Origin of the sequence: Leucobacter albus (assembly GCF_039528015.1) — a bacterium.
Classification (GTDB): Bacteria; Actinomycetota; Actinomycetes; order Actinomycetales; family Microbacteriaceae; genus Leucobacter; species Leucobacter albus.
This window is the reverse complement of the sequence record NZ_BAAAKZ010000003.1, coordinates 431,296-453,102: the sequence shown is the minus strand read 5'-3', so window position 1 is coordinate 453,102 and position 21,807 is coordinate 431,296. Positions and strand designations below refer to the sequence as shown.

Annotated in this window: 19 protein-coding genes; 9 read left to right on the top strand and 10 right to left on the bottom strand. The window is 68.6% G+C overall.

All coding sequences use genetic code 11. The features are described 5' to 3' along the window. Positions 1-57 precede the first annotated feature (57 nt). From ABD115_RS05740 to ABD115_RS05730, 3 genes are all read right to left on the bottom strand, one after another. Positions 58-1,320 (bottom strand): ABC transporter substrate-binding protein, encoded by a 1,263-nt coding sequence (locus ABD115_RS05740; RefSeq protein WP_343959118.1) that lies wholly within the window; start codon positions 1,318-1,320, stop codon positions 58-60. Between the two features lie 160 nt (positions 1,321-1,480). Further along, complete coding sequence (locus tag ABD115_RS05735) at positions 1,481-5,242, bottom strand: AAA family ATPase (RefSeq protein ID WP_343959116.1); 3,762 nt, start codon at positions 5,240-5,242, stop codon at positions 1,481-1,483. 113 nt (positions 5,243-5,355) lie between these two features. Then, positions 5,356-6,006 (bottom strand): hypothetical protein, encoded by a 651-nt coding sequence (locus ABD115_RS05730; RefSeq protein WP_343959114.1) that lies wholly within the window; start codon positions 6,004-6,006, stop codon positions 5,356-5,358. Between the two features lie 334 nt (positions 6,007-6,340). Here ABD115_RS05730 and ABD115_RS05725 point away from each other — a divergent pair, with 334 nt between their 5' ends. Together ABD115_RS05725 and ABD115_RS05720 are read left to right on the top strand one after the other, a co-directional pair. Next, positions 6,341-7,834 carry an MFS transporter gene (locus ABD115_RS05725; protein ID WP_343959112.1) on the top strand — a complete coding sequence of 498 codons (1,494 nt, stop codon included), beginning with the start codon at positions 6,341-6,343 and terminating at the stop codon, positions 7,832-7,834. Positions 7,835-7,838: 4 nt separating this feature from the next. Continuing rightward, positions 7,839-8,693 (top strand): helix-turn-helix domain-containing protein, encoded by an 855-nt coding sequence (locus ABD115_RS05720; protein ID WP_343959110.1) that lies wholly within the window; start codon positions 7,839-7,841, stop codon positions 8,691-8,693. 77 nt (positions 8,694-8,770) lie between these two features. Here the strand turns inward: ABD115_RS05720 and ABD115_RS05715 are convergent, their stop codons facing one another. From ABD115_RS05715 to ABD115_RS05705, 3 genes are all read right to left on the bottom strand, one after another. Then, positions 8,771-12,424 (bottom strand): efflux RND transporter permease subunit, encoded by a 3,654-nt coding sequence (locus ABD115_RS05715; protein ID WP_343959108.1) that lies wholly within the window; start codon positions 12,422-12,424, stop codon positions 8,771-8,773. Between the two features lie 114 nt (positions 12,425-12,538). Continuing rightward, positions 12,539-12,925: a DUF4260 family protein gene (locus tag ABD115_RS05710; protein WP_343959106.1), complete on the bottom strand. Its 387-nt coding sequence runs from the start codon at positions 12,923-12,925 to the stop codon at positions 12,539-12,541. Between the two features lie 144 nt (positions 12,926-13,069). After that, positions 13,070-13,630, bottom strand: coding sequence for an OsmC family protein (locus ABD115_RS05705; RefSeq protein ID WP_343959104.1), 561 nt, complete (start codon positions 13,628-13,630; stop codon positions 13,070-13,072). 192 nt (positions 13,631-13,822) lie between these two features. Between ABD115_RS05705 and ABD115_RS05700 the strand changes: the two genes are divergently transcribed. The 4 genes from ABD115_RS05700 to ABD115_RS05685 all read left to right on the top strand — a co-directional run bounded on the left by ABD115_RS05700 (position 13,823) and on the right by ABD115_RS05685 (position 16,792). Further along, a complete protein-coding gene (locus ABD115_RS05700; protein ID WP_343959102.1) occupies positions 13,823-14,575 on the top strand; it encodes an alpha/beta fold hydrolase in 753 nt (250 codons plus the stop codon). Then, the gene (locus ABD115_RS05695) at positions 14,572-15,537 is read left to right on the top strand and encodes an HAD family hydrolase (RefSeq protein ID WP_343959100.1); all 966 of its coding nucleotides are present in this window, start codon (positions 14,572-14,574) and stop codon (positions 15,535-15,537) included. The genes ABD115_RS05700 and ABD115_RS05695 overlap by 4 nt, the downstream gene beginning before the upstream one ends. 131 nt (positions 15,538-15,668) lie before the next feature. After that, complete coding sequence (locus ABD115_RS05690; protein WP_343959098.1) at positions 15,669-16,283, top strand: GNAT family N-acetyltransferase; 615 nt, start codon at positions 15,669-15,671, stop codon at positions 16,281-16,283. Between the two features lie 35 nt (positions 16,284-16,318). Further along, complete coding sequence (locus tag ABD115_RS05685) at positions 16,319-16,792, top strand: GNAT family acetyltransferase (protein ID WP_343959096.1); 474 nt, start codon at positions 16,319-16,321, stop codon at positions 16,790-16,792. A gap of 30 nt (positions 16,793-16,822) precedes the next feature. Here the strand turns inward: ABD115_RS05685 and ABD115_RS05680 are convergent, their stop codons facing one another. Continuing rightward, positions 16,823-17,287 (bottom strand): MepB family protein, encoded by a 465-nt coding sequence (locus ABD115_RS05680; protein WP_343959094.1) that lies wholly within the window; start codon positions 17,285-17,287, stop codon positions 16,823-16,825. Between the two features lie 155 nt (positions 17,288-17,442). On the opposite strand from ABD115_RS05680, the gene ABD115_RS05675 reads away from it, so the two are divergent. Continuing rightward, on the top strand, positions 17,443-18,090 hold the full coding sequence (locus ABD115_RS05675) for an ArsR/SmtB family transcription factor (protein WP_343959092.1): 648 nt from the start codon (positions 17,443-17,445) through the stop codon (positions 18,088-18,090). Continuing rightward, a complete protein-coding gene (locus ABD115_RS05670; protein WP_343959090.1) occupies positions 18,087-19,334 on the top strand; it encodes an MFS transporter in 1,248 nt (415 codons plus the stop codon). The genes ABD115_RS05675 and ABD115_RS05670 overlap by 4 nt, the downstream gene beginning before the upstream one ends. Before the next feature lie 70 nt (positions 19,335-19,404). Here ABD115_RS05670 and ABD115_RS05665 read toward each other — a convergent pair whose 3' ends face one another. Both ABD115_RS05665 and ABD115_RS05660 read right to left on the bottom strand, forming a co-directional pair. Further along, positions 19,405-20,034, bottom strand: a complete 630-nt coding sequence (locus tag ABD115_RS05665) for a GyrI-like domain-containing protein (protein WP_343959088.1) — start codon at positions 20,032-20,034, stop codon at positions 19,405-19,407. 29 nt (positions 20,035-20,063) lie between these two features. Further along, on the bottom strand, positions 20,064-20,687 hold the full coding sequence (locus tag ABD115_RS05660) for a DUF1648 domain-containing protein (RefSeq protein WP_343959086.1): 624 nt from the start codon (positions 20,685-20,687) through the stop codon (positions 20,064-20,066). A gap of 78 nt (positions 20,688-20,765) precedes the next feature. On the opposite strand from ABD115_RS05660, the gene ABD115_RS05655 reads away from it, so the two are divergent. Next, positions 20,766-21,536 carry a DNA methyltransferase gene (locus ABD115_RS05655; RefSeq protein ID WP_343959084.1) on the top strand — a complete coding sequence of 257 codons (771 nt, stop codon included), beginning with the start codon at positions 20,766-20,768 and terminating at the stop codon, positions 21,534-21,536. Between the two features lie 61 nt (positions 21,537-21,597). Here the strand turns inward: ABD115_RS05655 and ABD115_RS05650 are convergent, their stop codons facing one another. After that, positions 21,598-21,768, bottom strand: a complete 171-nt coding sequence (locus tag ABD115_RS05650) for a hypothetical protein (RefSeq protein ID WP_343959081.1) — start codon at positions 21,766-21,768, stop codon at positions 21,598-21,600. Positions 21,769-21,807 lie beyond the last annotated feature (39 nt).

The window sequence follows — 21,807 nt, the reverse complement described above, 5'->3', positions numbered from 1 at the left end:
CACGAAAAGTGACCCCGGCTCCAATTTGGAGCCGGGGCCACTTGCTCGCGCGAGGGGTTAGCCCTCGATTTCGCCGACCGCGACCGGCGTGTTTGTCGCGTCGAAGCGATAGATGCCGATGAGCGCCGATGAGGGCTCGTTCTTATCGGTCAGCGGGCCGCTGCCAGCGCGGCCCTCGTAGTGAATCTCCTTGCCGTCTTCGAGCAGGGCGAGGCAGTCAGCGTAGGTGCTGCACGTCTCTCCACCGTCGGCGCCGGAGACTGCCCGCAGGTTCGCGACAATCGTCTCGGTGTCGGTGCCGCCGCCCTTCTGCGCGGCCAGCGCGACGAGCATCACGGCGTCGTACGACTCGGGCGCGAAGTTCGTGCTCTGGGTCGCAGTGCTGTCGGCAGCGACAAGCGACTCGAGGAAGTCGCCCTCAGACGCGCGGCCGGGCGTCGTGCCCTGCGCACCCTCGAGCAGCCCGGCGTCGAACTCCTCGTACGGCACGGTGTTGCCGTCGACGAGGTAGAGCTTCGAGAGATCGAAGTTCTGTGCCGCGAGCTCCGGGATGATCTGCTTTGCCTCTTCGTAGCTGACGATGGCGATCGCGTCGGGCTTCTTCGAGAGCACCGCGGTGACCTCGGAGGTGAAGCTCGTCTGCCCCTCGGGGAACTCCTCGCCAGAGCCCTTCGCGCCGTATACGAGCTCGGCGCCGGCCTCTTCGAGCGTCTCTTGGAAGTTGTCGCGCAGGCCAATGCCGTAGTCGTTGTTCTGCGCAAGCATCGCAACGGTCGTGTTGCCGTCTTTCAGCACGAGGTTGCCGAGGGCGCGGCCCTGAATGATATCGGAGGCGATGGTGCGGAAGTACAGGTCGTTGATCCCAGACATCGCGATGCCCGTGTTCGAGGGCGACCCCATGAGAATGCCGGCCTCGGTGAGCCGCGGCATCGCAGCGTTCGAGTTGCCGGTGCCCATCGCACCGAGCACGAATGCCGGGTCTGCCTTGATGATGTCGTCGACGCTCTTGTTCATGATTGTCGGGTCAGAAGCATCGTGCTCGTTGCCCTCGACGACGAGTTCGACGTCTTGCCCGAGCACGCCGCCCGCGGCGTTGATCTCTTCCATCGCAAGCTTCACCGCGGCACGCGGGCCAAAGATGAGGTGAGCGAGGGTGCCGGTCTGTGGCAGCAGCGTGCCGATCTTCAGTGCCCCGCTGTCTCCGCCGCCGCTGCCGGCATCGGGAGCGGGCTCGGCGCTTGTCGAACACGCTGACAGAACGAGTGCCGCACCTGCCATGAGCGCGACAGCTCCCGCAGTTTTCTTGGAGTAAACCTTCATTGGTTACGCCTTTCCATACAGATTGATACGCCCCTCCGTTGGAGCAGTACTTTCGTAGCGTATCGGGGAGTGAGAATCTCATGGGCGCTTCACGGTCGCCCGAGATAGATTCGTTAGATTGCGGGCGCGGATGCCGAGCTGCTCCGCGCGGCGTGCGCGCCTAGCTCTCTGAGCCTAACCGCTGCCCGACGACCGCCGAGATGCCATCCTTGCGCATTGACACGCCGTAGAGCGCGTCGGCGATCTCCATAGTGCGCTTCTGGTGGGTAATCACGATGAGCTGCGACGTTTCGCGCAACCGTTCGAACACCTGCAGCAGTCGCCCGAGGTTCGCGTCGTCGAGCGCCGCCTCAACCTCGTCCATGATGTAGAACGGGCTCGGCCTCGCTTGGAAAATGGCGACGAGCAGCGCGACCGCCGCGAGCGATCGCTCGCCGCCCGAAAGCAACGACAGCCGCTCGACCTTCTTGCCAGCGGGCCGCACTGCGATATCGATGCCGGTCGCGAGCAGGTCGTCGGGGTTGGTGAGCGAGATCTCGCCGGCCCCACCGGGGAAGAGAATCGGGAAGACCTCGGCGAACGCTGCGCGCGTGTCTTCGAACGCGGCGGCGAAGATGCCCTGCATGTGCTCGTCGAGCTCCTCGATGATCTGTCGAAGGTCTGAGCGCGTCTTCGTGAGGTCGCCAAGCTGCTCGACGAGGAACTTATGGCGCTGCTCAAGCGCCGCGAACTCCTCGAGCGCGAGCGGGTTGATGCGCCCGAGCTCGGTGAGCCGGCGCTCTGCCTGGGCGAGCCGCTTCTCTTGCTCCGCCCGCACATAGGGAATCGTTGGCTGCTCGGGCGCGGCTTCGCCGGCGCCAGCACCGTCACCGCCGTCGCCTCCGGCACCGTCGCCGCCGGCACCGTCGCCCTCGCCCGCACCGTCACCCTCGCCCGCACTGTCAACCAGGCCGAGCTCGGCGGCGAGCTGCTCTTCGAGGGTGAGCTCCCGCGTGCCGTCAACCCGCGCTTCGCGCACCGGCTCGCCGACTACCGGGGCCCCGCTCACCCGAGCCGCATTCACCGGCGCCTCACCGACCGGAATTCCCACCTCGGGCCCGTACTCGGCCACCAGCACGTCTTCGACGAGCCCGAGCTCGTTGCCCGCGCGCTCGAGCAGTGACGACAGCTGCAGTTTGCGCTCGTAGCTCTTCAGTTCGGCCCCGTGCACGAGCTCGGTCAGCGATTGCAGCCGCGCGCGCACGTCGGCCTCTTCCGAGCGCAGCAGCGTGAGCTCCTGGCTGTTGCGCGCCCGCTCCTGCTCGGCCGCGGCCTGCTGCGTGCGCGCCTCAGACAGCGAGCGGTCGCAGGCGTCGAGAATGCCGGGCAGTGCCTCTGCCACCCGCTCTGCCCGAGCGACCTGACGGGAGCGCAGCACCGCCCGCCTCGCTGCCTCCTCGGCGGCAATCCGCTCGGCCTCGAACTGCGCAGCAACCGCGTCGCCGCGGGCGTCGGCCGCCCGCGCGCGCTCCTTCGCGGTCTCGAACGATAGCCTGGCTTCGACCTCGAGTGAGCGGGCACGGTCGACCTCGGCGGCCAGGCCGTCGCGTTGGCTCGCGTCGAGAATGGGCCGCGGCCTCCCCTCAGCCTCGGCGAGGGCGCGCTGTGCACGGGCAGCGTCATCGGCGGCCTCGTCTTCCGACCCTGTCACCCCGGCGAGCGCGGTCGCGGCGCGCTCTGCCTCGGCTCGAGTCGCCTCGGCGCGCACCACGAGCTGCTGCCGTCGCCTGGCGTGCTCGGCGAGCCGGGCGTCGGCCTCGCGCAGCTCTGTGTAGGCGGCACGGCTCTCGCCCTTGAGCCGCGCGACGAGCTCACGCTGATCGGCCACCGCTGCGGCCGCTGCCTCGATCTCGCCCTCGATCTGCGCGAGCCGAGCCCTGGCCTCGGTGAGGTCGGCGGTGAGCTCGATGCGCGAGGGCGCGAGGCCCGACCCGCCCGACAGCGTGTGCTCGGTGAGCACGTCGCCCGCCGCGGTCACGATCGTGAACCCGCCGCCAGGGTACGCCTCGCGCAGGGCCTTGGCGCCGAGCACTGCGGCCTCAAGGTCTGCGGCGACGAAGCTGCGCGCGAGCAGGCCGCGCACGCCCAACGGCGCGTCGAGCAAGATCTCGGGGACGCTCACGAGGCCGGCCAGGGCGACAGCAGATGCGGATCCGCCACCCGCGCCGCCCGCCCCGCCCGTCGAGCGCGCGATGACCGCCCGCAGGCGACCGAGGTCGCGATCGCGAGCGTCTGCGACGGCAGCGCCGGCGACCGCATCGCTCTCGACAAGCAGGGCATCGGCGAACGTGCCGAGCGCTGCCCCGACGGCAGCCTCGTAGCCCTCGCGCACGCGAACGTGGTCGGCCACCCTGCCGAGCACCCCCTGGGGCGAGCTCGCGAGCAGCTCCCCCGAGGCATCGCGCTGGTCGAGCGAGCGGGCGAGCGCGCTTGCCCTGGCCTCGAGGCCAGCGGCCTCTTGCTCGAGTGCGTGCAGCGAACTGCGCAGCTCGTCGACGCGCTGATCTGCCACCGATTCGCGCTCCTGGGCGGCGCGGTAGGCCCCGTCGAGGCCGCCCTCGGGCAGCTCCGCCGCCGCGCTCTCGGCCTCGAACGCCGCGAGCTCGGCCTGCGCGTCGCCGGCGCGGGTCTCCGCCTGCGCGAGCGCCTGCGTGCGGCGCTCGAGCTCGGCAGCGATCGTCGACCGTTTTTGCTCCGCCGCGTCGACGCGCCCACGCAGCGCCGAGAGCTCGAGGTCGTGCCGCGACACGAGCTCCGCCTGCGCCTGAATCTGCTCGTCGATCGCGTCGAGCGCCTGCTGCGCGCGCCGCGTCGCGTGTTCCGCGGCGCGCCAGGCGTCCTCGCGCTCGGGAATGACGCCCGCGAGCTCGTTCGCCTCCTCGCGGGCCTCGTCGACCGCTGCCCGGCTCGTGAGCGGCGCCTGATCGGGGGTCTCTGACTGGGTCGCTAGGAAGGTGAGCCGCTGCTGCGCCTGCGCGTACAGCCCGCGCAGCTTCGACTGCGCGCCCTCGAGCGCGAGCGTGACCCGGCGCGCGGCGTCGAGCTCGTCGCCCAGCTGCTCCTGCTCGAGCCGCTCGATGCGCAGTTGCTTCTGCTCGACCTGCTCCTGCAGCACGATGCGCTCGGAGTGCCGCACCGACTCGTCTTTCGCGAGGCTCGCGAGTTCGGTGCGCAGGCGCGTCACGTCGTCGGCGAGCAGTCGCGCCTTCGCGTCGCGCACGTTCGCCGCGATGGTCTGCGCCTGCCTGGCAACCTCGGCCTGGCGCCCGAGCGGCTTGAGCTGCCGCCTGATCTCGCCCGCGAGGTCGTTCAGTCGCGTGAGGTTGGTCTCCATCGCGTCGAGCTTGCGAAGGGTGCGCTCCTTGCGCCTGCGGTGTTTGAGAATGCCGGCGGCCTCCTCGATGAAGCCGCGGCGATCTTCTGGAGTCGCGCGCAGCACCGTGTCGAGCTGCCCCTGGCCGACGATAACGTGCATCTCGCGGCCGAGGCCCGAATCGCTGAGCAGCTCCTGCACGTCGAGCAGCCGGCACGACTCCCCGTTAATCGCGTACTCGCTCGAGCCGTTGCGAAACAGGATGCGGCTGATTGTCACCTCTGTGTACTCGATCGGCAGCGCGCCATCTGAGTTGTCGATTGTGAGGCGCACCTCCGCGCGGCCGAGCGGGCCGCGTGTCGAGGTGCCGGCGAAGATCACGTCTTCCATCTTGCCGCCGCGCAGCGTCTTCGCCCCCTGCTCCCCCATCACCCAGGCGAGCGCGTCGACGACGTTCGACTTGCCGGAGCCGTTCGGCCCAACAATCGCGGTGACGCCCGGCTCGAACTGGAAGGTGGTTGGCTGCGCGAACGACTTGAAGCCGCGAAGGGTCAGGCTTTTGAGATGCACACCGTGTCCTTCCCGTTATCGCAAAGCTCGCGCAGACTATTCCCACACACTACCGGGTGGGTGCCCCTGGGCCCCATACCCCGCGCCGCGCCGCCAAGCTGCTGGAACCTTGGCTACGCGGCACCGTTCGCCCGAGCGAGCGTTCCTGCGATTGCCAGCGCGGCAAGCACAGCGGCGACACCAATCGCAACGACGTATACCCAGCGCGCGCGAGCGCTCAGCGACGCGAGTGCTAAGCCGTAGCCGAAAGAAGAGATGGCAAAGACTCGAAGCAGCCCGTCGAGCATCGCGCGCAGGCTATGCGCGACGGCTTCGGCGCACCCGACGGCTGTGCCACCGGTGCCACACTCACCGGCGGCGAACTGCCCGAGGGTCGCACTGAGCGCGGGCAACCATATGAGTGCGTCGAACAACGCAGCAACTGCGACGGCGCACCCGCCGAACACGAGGGCCTGCGCGACCGGGCCAAAGCGCACGAGCCAGCGCTGCAGCACTGCGGCGAGCGCGGTGTAGTACAGCGTCGGCAGCGCGAGCGACACGATGAGGGAGCTCAGGCCGGGGCGAAAATAGCCATTGTGCAGCCACTGCCACACGATGAGGTGGTTCAGCGCCTGCCAGATCACTACCGCGACGAGTGTGAAGAGTGCGATTCGCCAGAGCCGACCCCACAGCGGGCGCTGCCGCCATTTGCCCGCGATCGGGCTTGCTCCTATGGGCGGCAGCTTGGGGGTGGCGGATGCTGCAGCTCCGCGGGTGGAGTTCATACGCTTACCCTAACCGGCGCCACTCGCCCAGCGAGGCCTCCGCGCCGCCAGCCGAGACCACGTGCATCGCAGTGAGCCCTACCCTTGCATCCGAACACCACCGCCTGCATCGCAGGGCAAGGGGGTGTTCTCGGAGGCAAGGGTAGGGCTCACGGAGGGCAGGCCCGGGCCGGGCCGGGGCCGGGCAGGCGGGGCCGAGCCGGGGCCGGGCCAGGGCCGGGCCAGGGCCGGGCCAGGGCCGGGCAGGCGGGGCCGAGCCGGGGCCGGGGCCGGGCAGGCGGGCCACGGGCCCCGGGCTTGACTGTGCCGCGACGGCACAGTCTTCGATGGGTGCATGACACGACACACCCTCGCGTATTTTGGCTCCTACTGCCTCTCACTACTCGGCAATGGCATCGCCTCGGTGCTATTCCCGCTACTCGTCCTCGCAAAGACCGGTGACGTGCTCGCCGCTGGTATCGTCGCCACCGCTACCACGGGCGTCGGCGCCGTCATCGGCGTCTTCGCGGGCGTCGTTGTAGATCGTTTCAATCGCCGCACTGTCTCGATCATCAGCGACACGTTATCCGCGTTATCGGTCGCGGCGCTTCCCGTCGTCGACGCGGTGTGGGGGCTCAGCCTCACCTGGTTTATCGCACTCGGGGTGTTGGGGGCGTTTGGAGACGTGCCGGGGCTCACGGCGCGCGAGAGCATGCTGCCACGACTGGTCGCGCACCAGCGCGCGCGGTCGGGAGCACTCGATCGCCTGGTGGGCGCGCGTGAGGCGCTGAGCGGCGTGCTCCTAATTGTGGGCCCGGGGCTCGGTGGGCTCATCGTGTGGCTGGCCGGCGTAAGTTCAGCGGCGATGTGGATCACCGCCGGCACCAGCCTCGCGGCCGCCCTGGTGACGCTCACGCTTCCGCGCGACATCGGCACCGTGCTCGCGAGCACCGCCGGGCAGGGCACCGCCGGGCAGGGCACCGCCGGGCAGGGCACCGCCGGGCAGGGCACCGCCGGGCAGGGCACCGCCGGGCAGGGCACCGCCGGGCAGGGCACTACCGTGCGGAGCGCCCATCCAGTGGCCGCCGCTGACCTGGCGCAGCGCCGGGGCGCCGCTGGCGTCGTTCGCGACCTGCTCGATGGGTGGAGGTTCCTTTTCGGGCACCGGCTGGTGCTCGGCGCCACGGCGCTCTCGGCGCTCTCTGTCGTTGCGCTCACCGCGCTGCAGGTCGTCATTCTCCCTGCGTACTTCACAGAGGTTGACCTCCCGAGCCTCACCGGGCTCGTGATCTTCGGCATCGCACTCGGCAGCATCATTGGTGCGGGTGTGTACACGGCCACCGTTGGCCGCGTCTCGCGGCGCACGTGGTTCATCGTGGGTGTTGCCGGCTCTGTGATCGGCTTTCTCGCGCTCGGCAGCCTCGCCTCGCCGTGGGTCGTGCTCGCCGCGACGGTGTGGATCGGGCTCACGAACGGCCCGTTCTCGGCACTCATGGGCGTTGTACAGATCGAGGCAATCCCCAACGGGCTGCGCGGCAGGGTGCTCAGCGCCCAGAACGCGGTCATGCTCGGGGCTCCGGCGATACTCCTCACGCCGATCGCCGCGCTTGCCTCAGGTTTCGGCCTCGTCGCCGCCGGTCTCGCAGTGGGGGCGCTCGTCACGCTGGCAATGCTCGCTGCGCTCGTTGCCCCGGCGTTCCGTTCGCTCGATGCGGTCTCACCGGGTGACCCATCTGCCCCACAGGGCAGCCCCTCGGCTCCACAGGGTAGTCTCCCCGTAGCGCAAGGCTCTCCTCCCACGGGGCACCCATCTTCGCCTTCGCCGCAACCGCCGACCACGGAGGTGTAACCCCATGCCTTGGAGCACACGGGAGCTCGCAGAGCTCGCCGGGGTGAGTCTCCGCGCGATCCGCCACTGGCACGATCTCGGCCTGCTGCCCGACCCCGCTCGCCTCTCGAACGGGTACAAGCAGTACACCGGGCAGCATCTCGTGCTCGTGCTGCGCATCAAGCGGCTCACCGGGCTTGGGTTTGGGCTCGACCGGGTGGCAGAGATGCTTCGGCCCGAGCTGACGAGTACTCACGAAACAGATCGCCACACTGCGCAGGGCAACGGCGCAGATCGCAGCGCGGCTGCCCTCGCCCTGCTCGCCGATCTGCGCGGTGAGCTCGACGCGCGTATCGCCGAGCTGACCGCGGTGCGCGCCGAGGTCGACACGCTCTTGCTCGGCAGCAGCCCGCTCGATCTCGCGCCGCCGGCTGCCGCGGTGTACGGCGCCCTACTGGGTGGGCAGTCGGCGCCCGACCGGGTTGTGACGACCGCGGCGGGCACCGCAGACGGAGCATACGCTGCGCGGGTGAACCGCGACCTCGCTATCTTGCTCGGGCACCTCACCCCCGCGCACTACATCGCGACCATCGCCGAGACGATTGCCGACCTGCCCGCCGAGATGCACCGTCTCGAGCGTGAGGTGATGCGTCTCCCGGCGAACGCGAGCGCCGCCGAGGTCGCTCGACTGGCGACCGAACTCGCCGCGGCGATGCGCACGTTCATCACAGAGCACCCCAACCACGCAGCGCTCTCTGAGATCGAGTCGGGCGCTGCGCTCGATGTGCCGCTCGTCACCGAGCTCGCGTTCGAGGCGCTCAACACAGCCCAACAACAGGTCATGACGCGCGTCATGGCTGCGCTCGCTGACCTCGCCTGAGCCGACCGGGGTGGGCAGACTCGGGCTGAGCGTTCTCTGACCGGAGCACCCTCAGCCGTCGTCTTCCCCTGGCCCTGCTAGTCGCCGCTGCGCTCGGGCTTGGCGCTGTCGCCCAGACCGAGTACCTCGGTGATGTCCTCCGCTCCGCCGATTGCACCATCAGTCGTGCCACCAGCGAGCTTGTCGGCCCGATCCGCCTCGCGCTGCGCGCGCTTTGCGGCCCGTTTTTCGACCTTGCGCTCGCGCCTGCGCTCGACGAGCGTGTAGAGCACCGGCACGAGGATGAGCGTGAGCAGCGTCGAGGATACGAGCCCGCCGATGACGACGATAGCGAGCGGGCGCGAGATGAACACGCCGCCGCCGGTGAGTCCGAGCGACATCGGCACGAGCGCGAAGATTGTCGCGGCTGCGGTCATGAGGATCGGCCGGAGCCTGAGCCTCGTGCCGTGCTCGACGGCCTCGTCGAGGCTCGCGCCGCTCTCGCGTAGCCTATTGATGAGGTCCATGAGCACGATCGCGTTGGTTACGACGATGCCGATGAGCATGAGCAGCCCGATGAGCGCCGGCAGCCCGAGCGGCACGCCGGTGATGAGCAGCCCGAGAATCGCACCGGTCGCCGCGAACGGGATCGAGATGAGCAGCACGAGCGGCCCGCGGAAGTTGCGGAACGTCGCGACCATCACGAGCAGCACGAGCATGATCGCCGCGAGCATCGCGACACCCAGCTGGCCAAACGCCTCGTCTTGCTGGGCGCTCACTCCCCCCAGCTGGAAGCTGACGCCGGCAGGCAGGTCGGTCGTGGCGATCGCCCTGTCGACCGCGCGGTTCGCCGCGTCGAGCTGACCGGTCTTCGGAGTCACCGAGAGCACGACCTGGCGTTCGCCGTCTTCACGAACGATCACGGGGGCGGTTTGCTCCTCGGTCACCGTGGCGATCTCCGAGAGCTTGAGCGCAGTGCCCGTGACCTCGGTCGCGGCCTTCGTCTCGGCCTCGGCCGCCTGCTGGTCGACGAGCTGCTGCGCCATGTCGCTCTGGCTCTGCCTGAGGGCTGCGATCTGCTCGTCGATGCCAGCGATGCCGCTCTGGGCACCGGCGATTGCGCTCTGAATGCCAGCGAGCATCTCTGCGCGCTCCTGCTCGGCCTGCTGCTTGCCTACCTCGGTCGGGTCGAGGGGCGGGTACGGCGTTACCGGCTGCGCGGAGAGCTCAGCCAACTGGGCGTTGAGCTCACCGAGCTGCTGCACGAGCTCGGCGCGCTGGTTGCCGGCCTCCCAGATCTGATTGCTGAGCTCGGCGTTGCCCTTGAGGCGCGCGGCCTCGGCTTCAGCCTCGGCCTTCTGCTGCAGCGCATCGCCGGCGGCCTTCTGCGCCGCGGCGGTCTGCTGCGGGGTCACCGGGAGGAGAAGGTCGCCGAGATTTGCGGCGGTGTACTCGGTGCCCGGGGTGCGCAGCACGATGTCGCGCTCCGAGCCCGCGAACATGAGCCTGCCGATCGTCTCGCCCTGCATCGCGTTCTGAATCGCCTTCGCAACAGCCGCGCGGTCGAAGCCGAGGCGCGTGGCCTTCGCCTCGTCGAGCTCGATCCGCAGGATCGGCTGCTCGCCCTTGATGTCGCTGTACACGCTCTGCACGCCTTTGGCGTCGCCGAGCTCCTTCTCGAGCAGCTCGCTCGCCTCGCGCAGCGCCGCGGGGTCGTTGCCGCGAATCTGCAGCGCGATGCCGCCCCCGCCTGCGTCGCCAACGAACGCGTCTTGCGTCTCGAGTCGCGTCTCGCCGGCGTCGTCGAGCCCGTCGAGCGCTTTCTGCACGGCGCCGCTCACGGCGTCGACGTTTGCGCCGTCGGCGAGTTGCAGGCTGTACGAGATCGTCGGCTGCCCCTCGCCGCCGACCGGGATCGTCGTCATCACGTCGCGCACGCCAGGCACCTTGCCGACCGCGCGTTCAACAGGCTCTGCCTCGGCGACGAGGTCGGTGGCGCCCTCCTTCGGGGTCTGGGTGAGCTGCAGGCTCTCCTGCCCCGTCGAGCCGAGGAAGTCGGTCTTGAGCAGCGTCGTCATGCCGAGCGTCACGACGAGGATGAGCGCTGAGCTCACGAGCGTGATCACGGGGTGGCGTCGGGTCGCAGACAGCGCAGGCATGATCGCGCGCTGCAGCTTGTCTGGCGCGGTGTGGATCTCGTCGAGCTCTGACGGCACGTGGTCTGGGTCGGTAGCAGCACCGTCGTCAGCGGCACCGTCGGCGCCTGCCACACCGTGCGCACGCTTCGGCGGCTTCTGCATGAACCAGAACGCGAGCACTGGCACGATCGTGAGCGCGACGAGGAGCGACGCGAGCAGCGCAATCGACACGGTGATCGCGAACGGCCGGAACAGCTGCCCGGCCATGCCAGACACGAACGCGATCGGGAGGAACACGGCGACGGTCGTGAGCGTCGAAGCGGTGATTGCGCCAGCGACCTGGCGCACCGACGCGACGACGCCCTCGATCGTGAGCGGGCCGGTGCCGCGCCTTCTACTGATGTTCTCGATCACCACGATCGAGTCGTCGACGACGCGGCCGATCGCGATCGTGAGCGCGCCGAGCGTGAGAATGTTCAGGGTGTTGTCGCTCACCTGCAACCCGATGAGGGTGATGAGCAGCGACAGCGGGATCGACACCGCCGCGATGATCGTCGACCGCCACGACGCGAGGAACGCGAGAATCACGAGCACCGCAAACGCGAGGCCGAGGCCGCCCTCAACGGCGAGGTCGTGGATCGACTGCTCGATGAACGGCGCCTGGTCGAAGATCGTGACGAACTCGGCTTTCAGGCCGGGGGCCTGCCGGTCGAGCTCCTCGGTGACCGCGTGCGAGATCTGCACGACGTTCGCGCCGCGCGCAGGCATGATCTGGAGCGTGAGCGCCGGGTTGCCGTTCACCCGCGAGATCGTCTGCGACGGGATCGTCTCGGTGCGCACGTCGGCGAAGTCAGAGACGCGCACGACGCCGTCTTCGGCGGCGATCGGCAGTGCGCCAATCTCCTCGACAGTGCTGAGCGCGGTGCCAACGGTGACCGGGATCGATCCGCCATCGCCATCAACCTGGCCGGCAGGCAGGCTCGCGCCGTTCGCCTGGAGCGCCGCCTGCACGAGGGCCGGCTCCACCTTCAGCTTCGCGACATCGGCTGGCCGCAGATCCACAACGATCTGCTGCTCCTCGCGGCCAGATAGCACCGCCTTCTGCACACCTGGGAGCGCCTGAAGCGCCGGCACGACGCGCTGCTCGAGCGCATCGCCGAACTCGGTCTCATCGCCGGAGGTGCCCGCGCTGAGCATCATCGCTGGCATGTCGTCTGCGCCGCCCGAGAAGACCTCGGCCTGCGCGCCGCTCGGGAAGCTCGGCTTCAGCGCGTCGAGCGTTGAACGGATCGTGCGCACCGTCTCGTCGGCGTCTTCATCGAACGGCCACTCGACCATGATGTTCGCGTAGCCGCTCGATGTGTCGGAGCTCACGCGGGTGACGCCAGGCACCGACTTCAGCGCCTGCTCGGTCGGCTCGGTGACCGCCTTCACGAGCTCCTCGGGCGCGAGCCCGTCAGCCTGCACCGAGACATACGCCATCGGCACCTTCATCGACGGCATGAGCTCTTGCTTGAGCGCCCCCATCGACACGATGCCGAGGACAGCGACCGCGAGGGTCACCAACCCCACTATCAAGCGGTTTTTCAAACTGAGACGGGTGAGCGGGGTCATAGCGCCTTTCAGGCAGGGTCGGACTCACGTACCGATCCAGTCTGGCGTTTGAGCTACCCGCCCCGCGTCATACCCTGGTACGACGCCCGTCCACCCACGGGATGATCTTTCGCGCTACGTCACCGGGATGATGCTGCCATCGGTGTCGCGCCTGCCGAAACCGAGCGCACGATCCGCCGCGATATGCACGAACCAGGCGAGGCCAGCGAGGCCGACCGCCCACACGCCGCCCTCCATGCCGCCCGTCGCGAGAAACAGCGCGACCCCGGCCGCGAGCACCGCGACCGCAATGCCCGCGTGATGCATCGTGTTGTAAAACGCGACGCGCTCGGGCTTCAGCACCCCAGGGGTTGCGAACGCTCCGATGAGTGCGACGTCGGGCAGAATCGCGAACACCACTGCGACTGCCACGGCAGGCCACCCGAACCACACGCACCACAGCACGGTGATGACGAGCCAGAGCAGGGCGCTCATGCCCCAGGTCACACGCGAATATCCCATACCGCAATGCTATTGGGTGGCGGTCGAGAAACACCCGCGGGGCGTGTGAGCGGGGCGGATCAGCGGGCTACGCCGCGAGCTGAGGCCGCTTCTTGGCTACGCCGGTGGCCCCGCTGCCCGGCGGCCCGCCGGGCAGCCACTCAGTTACGCCTTGCTCACCGTGACTGCAACCGGCGTCGGGTTCGCGAACAGGTCGTAGACCGGGCAGTTGATGTCGACCGCGTCGCGCAGCGCCTCATAGCGCTCCTGCGTCTCGGGGCCGGTGAGTTCGACGTGCAGGCGGATCGCGCTGAACCCAGGGCGCACCGCGTCGTCTTTGCCGAGCAGCCTGGCCGCGTCGAGGTCGCCCTCAGCCGTAACGTTGATGTCGTCGACTGCGATGCCGAGCGCCTGCGCGTAGAGCCGGTAGACGACAACCTGGCAGCCGATCAGCGCACCGAGGGCGTAGTCGACGGGGCTCGCGGCGACGTCATCGCCAGCGAGCGCAGCTGGCTCATCGATGACGAACTCGTGCCGGCCTGCGCGCACGCGCGTTGCGACGCCGCCCTCGCCGCGCCCCTCGGCCCGGTAGGTAAGCTTCGACGAATCGCGGTTCGCGTCGATGCGGGCGCCCCAAGCGGAGCCGGCGGCCGTCAGTCGCTCGGCGCGCTCCTCAGCGCTGATCTCGGGAATGGTGGTTGTTGGCTGTGCGGTGAGAGTAGTCATGCTCGTCACGCTACCCATGCGTGCGCGATGCCGCACCCGCACGCGACACACACCGACACGCGGCGTTACATGGCGTCATATCAGCGTCATATCAGCGTCGAGATCGACCCTCGCGCTTGCCACGCAGCGCAAGGTATGCGTTGCTGCTCCCACCGGCGTGTGGTGGTAGGGCCGCTGCTAAGATTTTTCAACATGAACACTATGATTTCGGGGACCGGATCAGACGTGCTCTTCCTGCACGGCGGCGGGGTCTCCGGGTGGATGTGGCGGCCCGTTATGAACCAGCTCGCCGGCGCCGTGCGGGCTATCGTGCCCGACTTGCCCGGTCACGGCACGAGCGGCTCGATCGACTACGTCAGCCATTCAGACACCGTCGCACGCCTTGCCGAGCTCATTCGTGACCGCGCACCGCGCGGCGCGATCGTCGTCGGGTTCTCGCTCGGCGGCCAGCTCGCGATTCGACTCGCGTCAGAGCATGCCGACCTCGTGCGCGGCGCGCTCATCGTCAGCGCCGAGACCAAGCCGGCGCCAGCGCAGGGGGCGACCCTCGCCCTGCTGAAGCTCACCGCACCGCTCGCGAAGCAGGAGTGGTTCGCGAAGCTGCAGGCGAAGCAGCTCGGGGTACCGGGGGCGTACCTGCCCCAGTACATTCGCGACAGCCGGGCAATGAGCGTCGAAACGCTGCTCGCGAGCGTCGGCGAGAACATTTCATTCACGCTCCCAGCCGCGTGGTCGGCGTTCACCGGCCCCGCCGGCATCGTCGTCGGGGCCGGCGAGCGCAAGCTCATGCACGAGTCGGCCAGACTTACGCACGCGGCGCTCCCCCACAGCACCCTCACCGTCGCCGAGGCGGCCGATCACGACGCGCCGTTCACCAAGCCGAAGCTCATTGCCGACCACATTCGCCAGATTCTCGGGCAGCTCGAGCCGAAGCACGCGGCGTGACAGCGCGCACGCCCGGGCAGGGGCCCACACACGTCTACTTCGATTTCTTCGGCACCCTCGTCGACTACGACCCCTCGGTGCACCCGCACGAGCGCAATGCTCCCCACGAGTTCGCGCTGCGTGCGGGCTTCGACGTCGACGGCGCCACCGCGAGCGTGCTCTGGGGCCAGGCTTGGGCTGAGCTCGACGGCGCGGCCGAACGCTCCGGGCGCGAGTGCTCGATGCACGAGATCGCGGCACACTATGCGGAGGTGCTTGGCGAGGTTGGAGCGGAGGCCGCGACTGGCGGCACTCCGGGAGCCGGCGACCCCGGTCGCACTGCCGCGGCGGCGCGTGCTGGCGCGGCGGCGCGTGCTGGCGCGGCGACGGGTGCTGGCGCGGCGACGGGTGCTGGCGCGGCGGCGGGTGCTGGCGCGGCCGTTGCGCCTGCGAGCGGGGTCGACGAGCGCGAGCTCGACCGTCTGGTAACGGAGTACCTCGATGCCTGGACGGCGAACATTCGCCTCGCCGATGGGGCGCTCGCCTGCCTGAAAGACCTCGCTCGCGACCACACCCTTGCGGTAGTCAGCAATACCCACAACGCCGAGCTTGTTCCGCGAATGCTTCGACGCTTCGGCATCGACCACTTCTTTACCGATGTCGTCACATCGATCGATGTCGGTTGGCGCAAGCCGAGACCCGAGATCTTCTTCGCCGCCCTCGACACGCACGGCATCGACACCGGTAGCGCGGTGTTCGTCGGCGACAACTGGGCGGCCGATATCGAGGGGCCGCGCGAGATTGGGATGCGGGCGATCTACGTCGGTGCCCCAACAGCGGGCCGGTTCCCCGTGCCGCTTGTCGAGGTGCCGCCCCTCGTGCGCAATGGCCCCGGCTCCCCCGCTTCCGCCTCCGCCTCCGCCTCTGCCTCCGCCTCCGTCCCCGCTCAATATGGCACCAGTTGTCGTTATGACCGCCCCTAAACGACAACTAGTGCCATATTGCCTGGGAGGGCCTAGCTCGCCGGGCTTCTGGCCCAGGAACAGGAACAGGAATACGGCTACACCACGGGCGCCGCGGCCAAACCCAGCACCGACTCTGCGAAACTGGACAGATGATCTTGCAGACACCCCGCCTCACGCTCAGAGAGCTAACGTCTGCCGACCTACCGGCGTTGCGCGAAATTCTGCAAGACGATGAGACGATGACGGCCTACGAGGGTGCGTTTGACGACGCCATGGTCGAGGCCTGGTTCGCCCGCATGCGCGAGCGCTACGCCACCGACGGCTTCGGGCTCTGGGCTGTCACGCTGCGCGACACCGACACCGACGCTCACACCGACACCGACACTCACACCAACACCGACACCGACACTCACACCAACACCGACACCGACACCGCGATCGGGGGCATCGCAGCCGGCGACACCATGATCGGCCAGTGTGGGCTCACGCGGCAGCACATTCTCGGCGAAGACGTGATCGAGGTGGGCTACCTCTTCAATCGCGCGCACTGGCACCTGGGGTACGCCGCGGAGGCCGCCGCAGCCTGCCGCGACTACGCGTTCAACACTCTCGGTGTCGACCGCGTGTACGCGCAGATCCGAGACACGAATCTTGCCTCGATGAACGTCGCGATTCGTCTCGGCATGACGGTGCGCGGTCGGTTCAGCAAGCACTATCGCGGCGTCGAGATGCCGCACCTGGCATTCGCCGTCGACCGCCAGTAGACCGGCCGACACTGGCGAGCCGGTAGCGTAGGCGCATGGAGCACTCGACCGGCTACGCGATCCGCCAGTTTCTCGCCAGCGACACCGAAGCTGCCGTCGCACTGTGGGAGGCGTGCGGTCTAACCAGGCCATGGAACGACCCTCGCGCCGACATCGCGCGCAGCCTTGGTGCGCAGCCGGAGCTGTTTCTCGTCGCCACCACCGTCGACGACGCCGACTCCGCCGCTTCCTCGCCAGCTGTCATCGGCACGGTCATGGGCGGCTACGACGGCCACCGCGGCTGGATGTACTACCTCGCGACCTCGCCGGAGCATCGGGGCCTCGGCCTCGGCCGCGCGCTCGTGCACGAGATCGAGCGCAAGCTCGAGGCCCTCGGCTGCCCGAAGGCGCAGCTCATGGTGCGCGCGGAAAACGCTGCGGCAATCGGCTTTTACACCGAGCTCGGCTACGAAACGAACGACGTGCTGGTGCTCGGCAAGCGCCTCATCACAGACACGCCGCGGCCCTAGCAGGCGCTAGGCCAGGCGCTAGGCCAGGCACTAGGCCAGGCGCGTGAAAGCTGCAGCTTGGGCGCGCTGCGTGCGCTGCGCCTGCGTGTTCAGGCCTACGCACCAGCTCGGGTAGACCCGAAACCCGCGCTTGCCCGGCTTTGCAGCAGACCGCACGATTCCCTGCTCCACTAGCATGCGTTCGGAGAATCGGAACACCCCGCGCAGCGTCTCACCGCTTAGCGTCGGTTCGTCGACGAGCACCAGCAGGCCGGCGACTCCCCCACCCTCGGCGAAGGGCCGCGTCTGGCCGTCGGGGCCGCGCTCCCAGACGGCGAGGAATGCACCGGGCTTCGTTGGTGTCACGCGCGCGGTGCGGATGCGCCAGAGCTCACCGCCCAACCTCACGAGCCCCGACTCGTAATCGCTGTTCTGCTCCTCACCCCAGGGCCCCTCGGCGGCGGGCGCGCCCGCTCCGAGACCTGCGATGTACCGCTCAAAGCTCAAGAATCCCACCGTGGAATCGTAGCGCGACGCGGTACCGCGCTGGTGACGCGGGCGGATCCGCACCCCTGCCGCTGCCGCTGCCCCTCCCTCTCCCGGTGCCGGTGCGCAAGAATAATTTCCACAATGACTCTTGCGCAATTTGTCTTGTGTAATATTCTGGTGTCATGACCGAGCAGCCAAACCTCCACAGCGCCGCCCACATGCGCGTGCTCGCGCACCCGACCCGACTGAAGCTCCTCGCGCTCCTCCGCGAGCACGGCCCGCAGACCGCAGCGCACCTCGCCCGCTACGTCGACGAGGCACCAGGGTCGCTGAGCTACCACCTGAGGAAGCTCGCTGGCGCCTCGTTCATCGAGGAGGCCCCCGAACTCGGCACGGACGCACGTCAGCGCTGGTGGCGCGCCACCCACGCCACAACGGCCTGGGACACGACGGCGTTCGCGCGCGACCCCGAGAAGCTCACGGCCCAAAAAGATATGTATCGCGCGCTCGGGCAGGCCTACGCGCAGCGGCTCTCCGATTACATCGATTCGACCGCCGAGCTGCCCGACGAATGGCTCGAGGCGGGCTTCACCTCCGACCGGAGCCTGCGACTCACCCCCGGGCAGCTGCGCGAGATGGGCGCGGAGCTCGAGGCGTTACAGCAGCGCTGGCTTGCGGCGAGCGCTGCGAACCGCGCAAGTGCTACCAGCGACACCGGCACCGCCAGCGACACCGGCACCGGCACCGCGAGCGACACCAATGGCATCAGCGACACCAGCATCGAAGCCGCTGAGGTCTTCTTCCTCGTCCAGGGCTACAAGCAGCCGTGACACCGCGAGCAGCTCTCCCCTGGCGCAGCCATGCACTGCCGCTGCAGGCGCTGCTTGCGAGCCACGCGCTTTCGCGAACGGGAAACGTCGTCACGGTCTTCGCGATCCCCTTCGCGGTGATGAACACCGGCGGCGGCGCCCTGCAGGTAGGCCTCGCGGCGGCCGCCACTACCGCACCGGTCGTTCTCGGCGCCACGTTCGGCGGGGCGCTCATCGATCGCGTCGGCCACATTCGTTCATCGGCGCTGGCAGACGTTATCAGCGGGGCAACACTCGTGCTCATCCCCGTGCTCGCCGGCCTAGGCGCCCTACCGTTCCCCGCTCTGCTCGCCCTCGTCTTTCTTGGCGGCCTGTTTGATGCCCCGGGCGAGACGGCACGGCGCGTACTGCTGCCTGCGTTGTCGCAGCGCGCGGGCCTACCCATCGAGCGCGCTATCGGGTTTCTCGACGGCACGAGCAGGCTGTCGACGCTGCTTGGTGCGCCGCTCGCTGGCGTTCTCGTCGCGACCCTCGGCCCCTACCCCGCGCTCTACGCGACAGCGGGCGCGTTCGCGGTATCAGCCCTCATTACAGCGCTGCTCGTGCGGCTTCCCGCCGCAGCGATCCCCGCACCAAGTGGGCAGGGGTACTGGCAAGATTTGCGAGCGGGGTTTCGGTTCGTTGCCCAGGATCCGCTACTCGTGCGAATCGTTGCGCTCGTTCTCCTCACGAACGCCCTCGATGCTGCCCGGTCTGGCACACTGATGCCACTGTACGCTGCCGAATCTCTCGGTGGATCCGCCCCGCTCGGCGCGATCGTCGGCGCGTTCGGTGCCGCCGCGCTCGCCGGCACCGTCGGCTTCGGCTTTGTCGCCCACAGGCTCCCCCGCAGAGTGCCGTTCGCGATCTGTTTCAGCGTTGCGGGCGCGTTCGCGCTTGCCCCGGCGCTCGGGTTCCAGGTTCCCGGCATGATCGCCGCGGCGATCGTGTGCGGGCTCGCCGCCGGTGCGATCAACCCCATTCTTGGCGCGGCGCAGTTCGAACGTGTCCCCCAGGAGCTGCGAGGCCGGGTCCTCGGGCTCGTTACCGCCGGCGCCTGGGCGGGCATGCCGATCGGCAGCATCCTCGGCGGAGTCGGCGCCGATCTCCTCGGCACGCGGGGTGCGCTCGCGGTCATCGGGGGTATCTACGTCGCGGCAACGCTCACGCCGCTGCTTGGTGGGGCGTGGCGGCTTATGGAGCGCCCCGGGCAGGCTATGGGATAGCGGGGCCTGTCGGTGCGGCTCGTTCCGGGCCGTTGGCCCGACCGGCCGAGCGCGGCTGACTCGCGGGCTGTTACTCGCGTGCGACCGACTGCCGCAGCACCGTGCGCAGCCTCTCTGGAACGACCCGCCGCGCATCGCTGAGGTAGATCTCGTGGTGCTTGCCGCGCATCTGCATCCCGCGTTCGGGGATGAACTCCTCGTGCAGTCGCTGCAGCACCGGCCCCTCGTCATCGTAGGAACCAACGTGAAGGGTCTGCACGCACTCCCCCTCGGCGAGCCTCTCGAGTCGAACGTCTGCGAGCCGCGCGGGCGCATCCCTCTCACCGACGAGCGCGATAGTGTCGGCGACCATCGCCTCGTCGATCCACTCCGGCACCATAATCATCATCGTCCAGTCCCACTGCGACTTGTCGCGCGCCTCGGTGAACGATGCCATGTCTGCCGCCCACCACAGGCCCTCGAGTGGCGGCACGACATAGTCGCGCCCGAGCTCTTTCTTGCTCGCGAACTTCAGCTTGAATGCGACCGGGTAGAGCGCCTCGAGGGCCGCCTGATACTCGGCGCTCGTGTTCGGGTCGCCGTGGCCATCGATCATGAGGTACTGCAGTTCGGGCACATCAACGACACGGAACACGCCTCGCTTGGCCTGGTAGCTGTCGAGGCTCTTCTTGAAGTCAATCTTCTCGGTCGTGCTGGTCATGGCGGGCTCCTCGGAGGTGCGGGCTTTGGTCAACGTGCGGCGACAATCAGTCGCGAGACGCCGACACCGGTCGCCGCGAGCATCGCGACTAGGCACAGCATAACCGGCACTCCCATATTCAACGCGCTGGTCGATGACAGCACGAACAGCGGGAAGGGCGTGGCCACCGAGAGCGTCACCCACACCAACATGCGCTCGCCCTCGCGGTACACGGTCTGGGCGTTGTCGGGCGTCACTTCGAAGGGGTAGCTGAAAACCTGCGGCGCCCTGGACAGCCAAACCATCGCCACGACGACCATGGAGAACACACCACCGAGCACCAGCAGCACACTCTTCGGCCCCCACCCGTCGGTCGTGCCCGACATGTTGAAGTGCACCGGAACCACTTCGGGTAGCCCCCGATAGCTCGCGAGTAGCCCGACCCAGCCGACCACGGTCACCGCGATCGCGGCGCGGCGAAGCCACACCGTCACCGGCCCCGTCTGGAACTCCCGCGCCGGCCGACGGCCTGAAACACCTGCTGCGGGGGCGGTGGGAACCGACTGAGTCGCCACAGGCTTTGCCGCTGCAGAACTTGTCGCAGCAGAGCCGCCGTCAGGGCCGCCGTCAGGGCCGCCGTCACGAGCGGGATCTGGAGCAGAATCGGTGGACACGACCTCACCATAACACCAAAAGCCCCACACCTGTAGCACAAGGGGTGGCTCCCACCACCGGCGGGTTACACTGCGTGTGTGGGCAACACTGATAGCGCGGGCTCCACCAGCAGCGCGAGTACGGTCATCACACCCCCCAGTGGGGCACTGCGGCTCGGCAGCGACAGCCAGGTCTCCCCGCTCGATACCCGGCTGTTTGCGTTGCACGCGACGTTCGAGGCGGAGCGCCCAACCGGCGCCGAGGAAGACGTGCACATGGTCGTGTCGCTCGTCGATCACGTGATTGAGCGCTGCAGCGCGCCTGGCGAGCTTGTCTTTGACCCGTTTGCGGGGTTCGGCACAACAATCACCCGAGCCGTCACTCTCAGGCGGGCGGCGATCGGCATCGAGTTGCTCCCCGAGCGTGTTGAGCAGCTACAGCGCAGCGTACCCGGCGCCAACGTGATCGAGGGCGACGCGCGCGAGCTGCTGCGCCTCGTGCGTTCTCACACGCCTGCCGGCGTCGAAGCCACCGTCGATCTCGTGCTCACGTCGCCGCCGTATATGACCGCGGAGCATCACGACGCGGATCCGCTGACCGCGTACGAACGCGACGGCGGGAACTACGACCGCTATCTCCACGAGCTCGGTCTCGTCGCTAGGCAGTGCGCGCTGCTTGTGCGCCCCGGCGGTTACGTCGTTTGGAACGTCGCCGACATCCACCACGCCGGCGCGACAACCCCGCTCATCGAAGACTGCGCGCGGGTACTGAACCAGCACCTGGACTACGTCGGAACGACGGAGGTTCAGTGGGACTCGTACCCACACGATCTTGTCGCCGACGCCCTGCTGGTGTTCCGTCGGGGGTAGCAGCTATCGGCTACGTTGACAGCCCCGCCGAGCACGGCCCTACCAAGCCCTGATCGGTCGCCTATTGCGAGCCGGCGCGCTTCGCGCGTCGCCCCATGAGCGAGATCACGCCTATCAGGCACGCCGTCAGCACCACGCCCACCAATAACACGTTCACGGCCAGCATGATCCAGTCGTAGTGGGTGACGATGGGATCGTGCCACGCGCGCGTCCAATTGAAGTCGATGGTCACGGGAAACCTCACCGGGTCATACCGCCAGCCAGCCCGGGC

Bases quoted from the DNA above. Each gene is read 5' to 3' on its own strand.
- ABD115_RS05740 (WP_343959118.1), bottom strand. From the start codon at position 1,320: ATGAAGGTTTACTCCAAGAAAACTGCGGGAGCTGTCGCGCTCATGGCA.
- ABD115_RS05730 (WP_343959114.1), bottom strand. From the start codon at position 6,006: ATGAACTCCACCCGCGGAGCTGCAGCATCCGCCACCCCCAAGCTGCCG.
- ABD115_RS05725 (WP_343959112.1), top strand. From the start codon at position 6,341: ATGACACGACACACCCTCGCGTATTTTGGCTCCTACTGCCTCTCACTA.
- ABD115_RS05720 (WP_343959110.1), top strand. From the start codon at position 7,839: ATGCCTTGGAGCACACGGGAGCTCGCAGAGCTCGCCGGGGTGAGTCTC.
- ABD115_RS05715 (WP_343959108.1), bottom strand. From the start codon at position 12,424: ATGACCCCGCTCACCCGTCTCAGTTTGAAAAACCGCTTGATAGTGGGG.
- ABD115_RS05710 (WP_343959106.1), bottom strand. From the start codon at position 12,925: ATGGGATATTCGCGTGTGACCTGGGGCATGAGCGCCCTGCTCTGGCTC.
- ABD115_RS05705 (WP_343959104.1), bottom strand. From the start codon at position 13,630: ATGACTACTCTCACCGCACAGCCAACAACCACCATTCCCGAGATCAGC.
- ABD115_RS05700 (WP_343959102.1), top strand. From the start codon at position 13,823: ATGAACACTATGATTTCGGGGACCGGATCAGACGTGCTCTTCCTGCAC.
- ABD115_RS05690 (WP_343959098.1), top strand. From the start codon at position 15,669: ATGATCTTGCAGACACCCCGCCTCACGCTCAGAGAGCTAACGTCTGCC.
- ABD115_RS05685 (WP_343959096.1), top strand. From the start codon at position 16,319: ATGGAGCACTCGACCGGCTACGCGATCCGCCAGTTTCTCGCCAGCGAC.
- ABD115_RS05675 (WP_343959092.1), top strand. From the start codon at position 17,443: ATGACCGAGCAGCCAAACCTCCACAGCGCCGCCCACATGCGCGTGCTC.
- ABD115_RS05665 (WP_343959088.1), bottom strand. From the start codon at position 20,034: ATGACCAGCACGACCGAGAAGATTGACTTCAAGAAGAGCCTCGACAGC.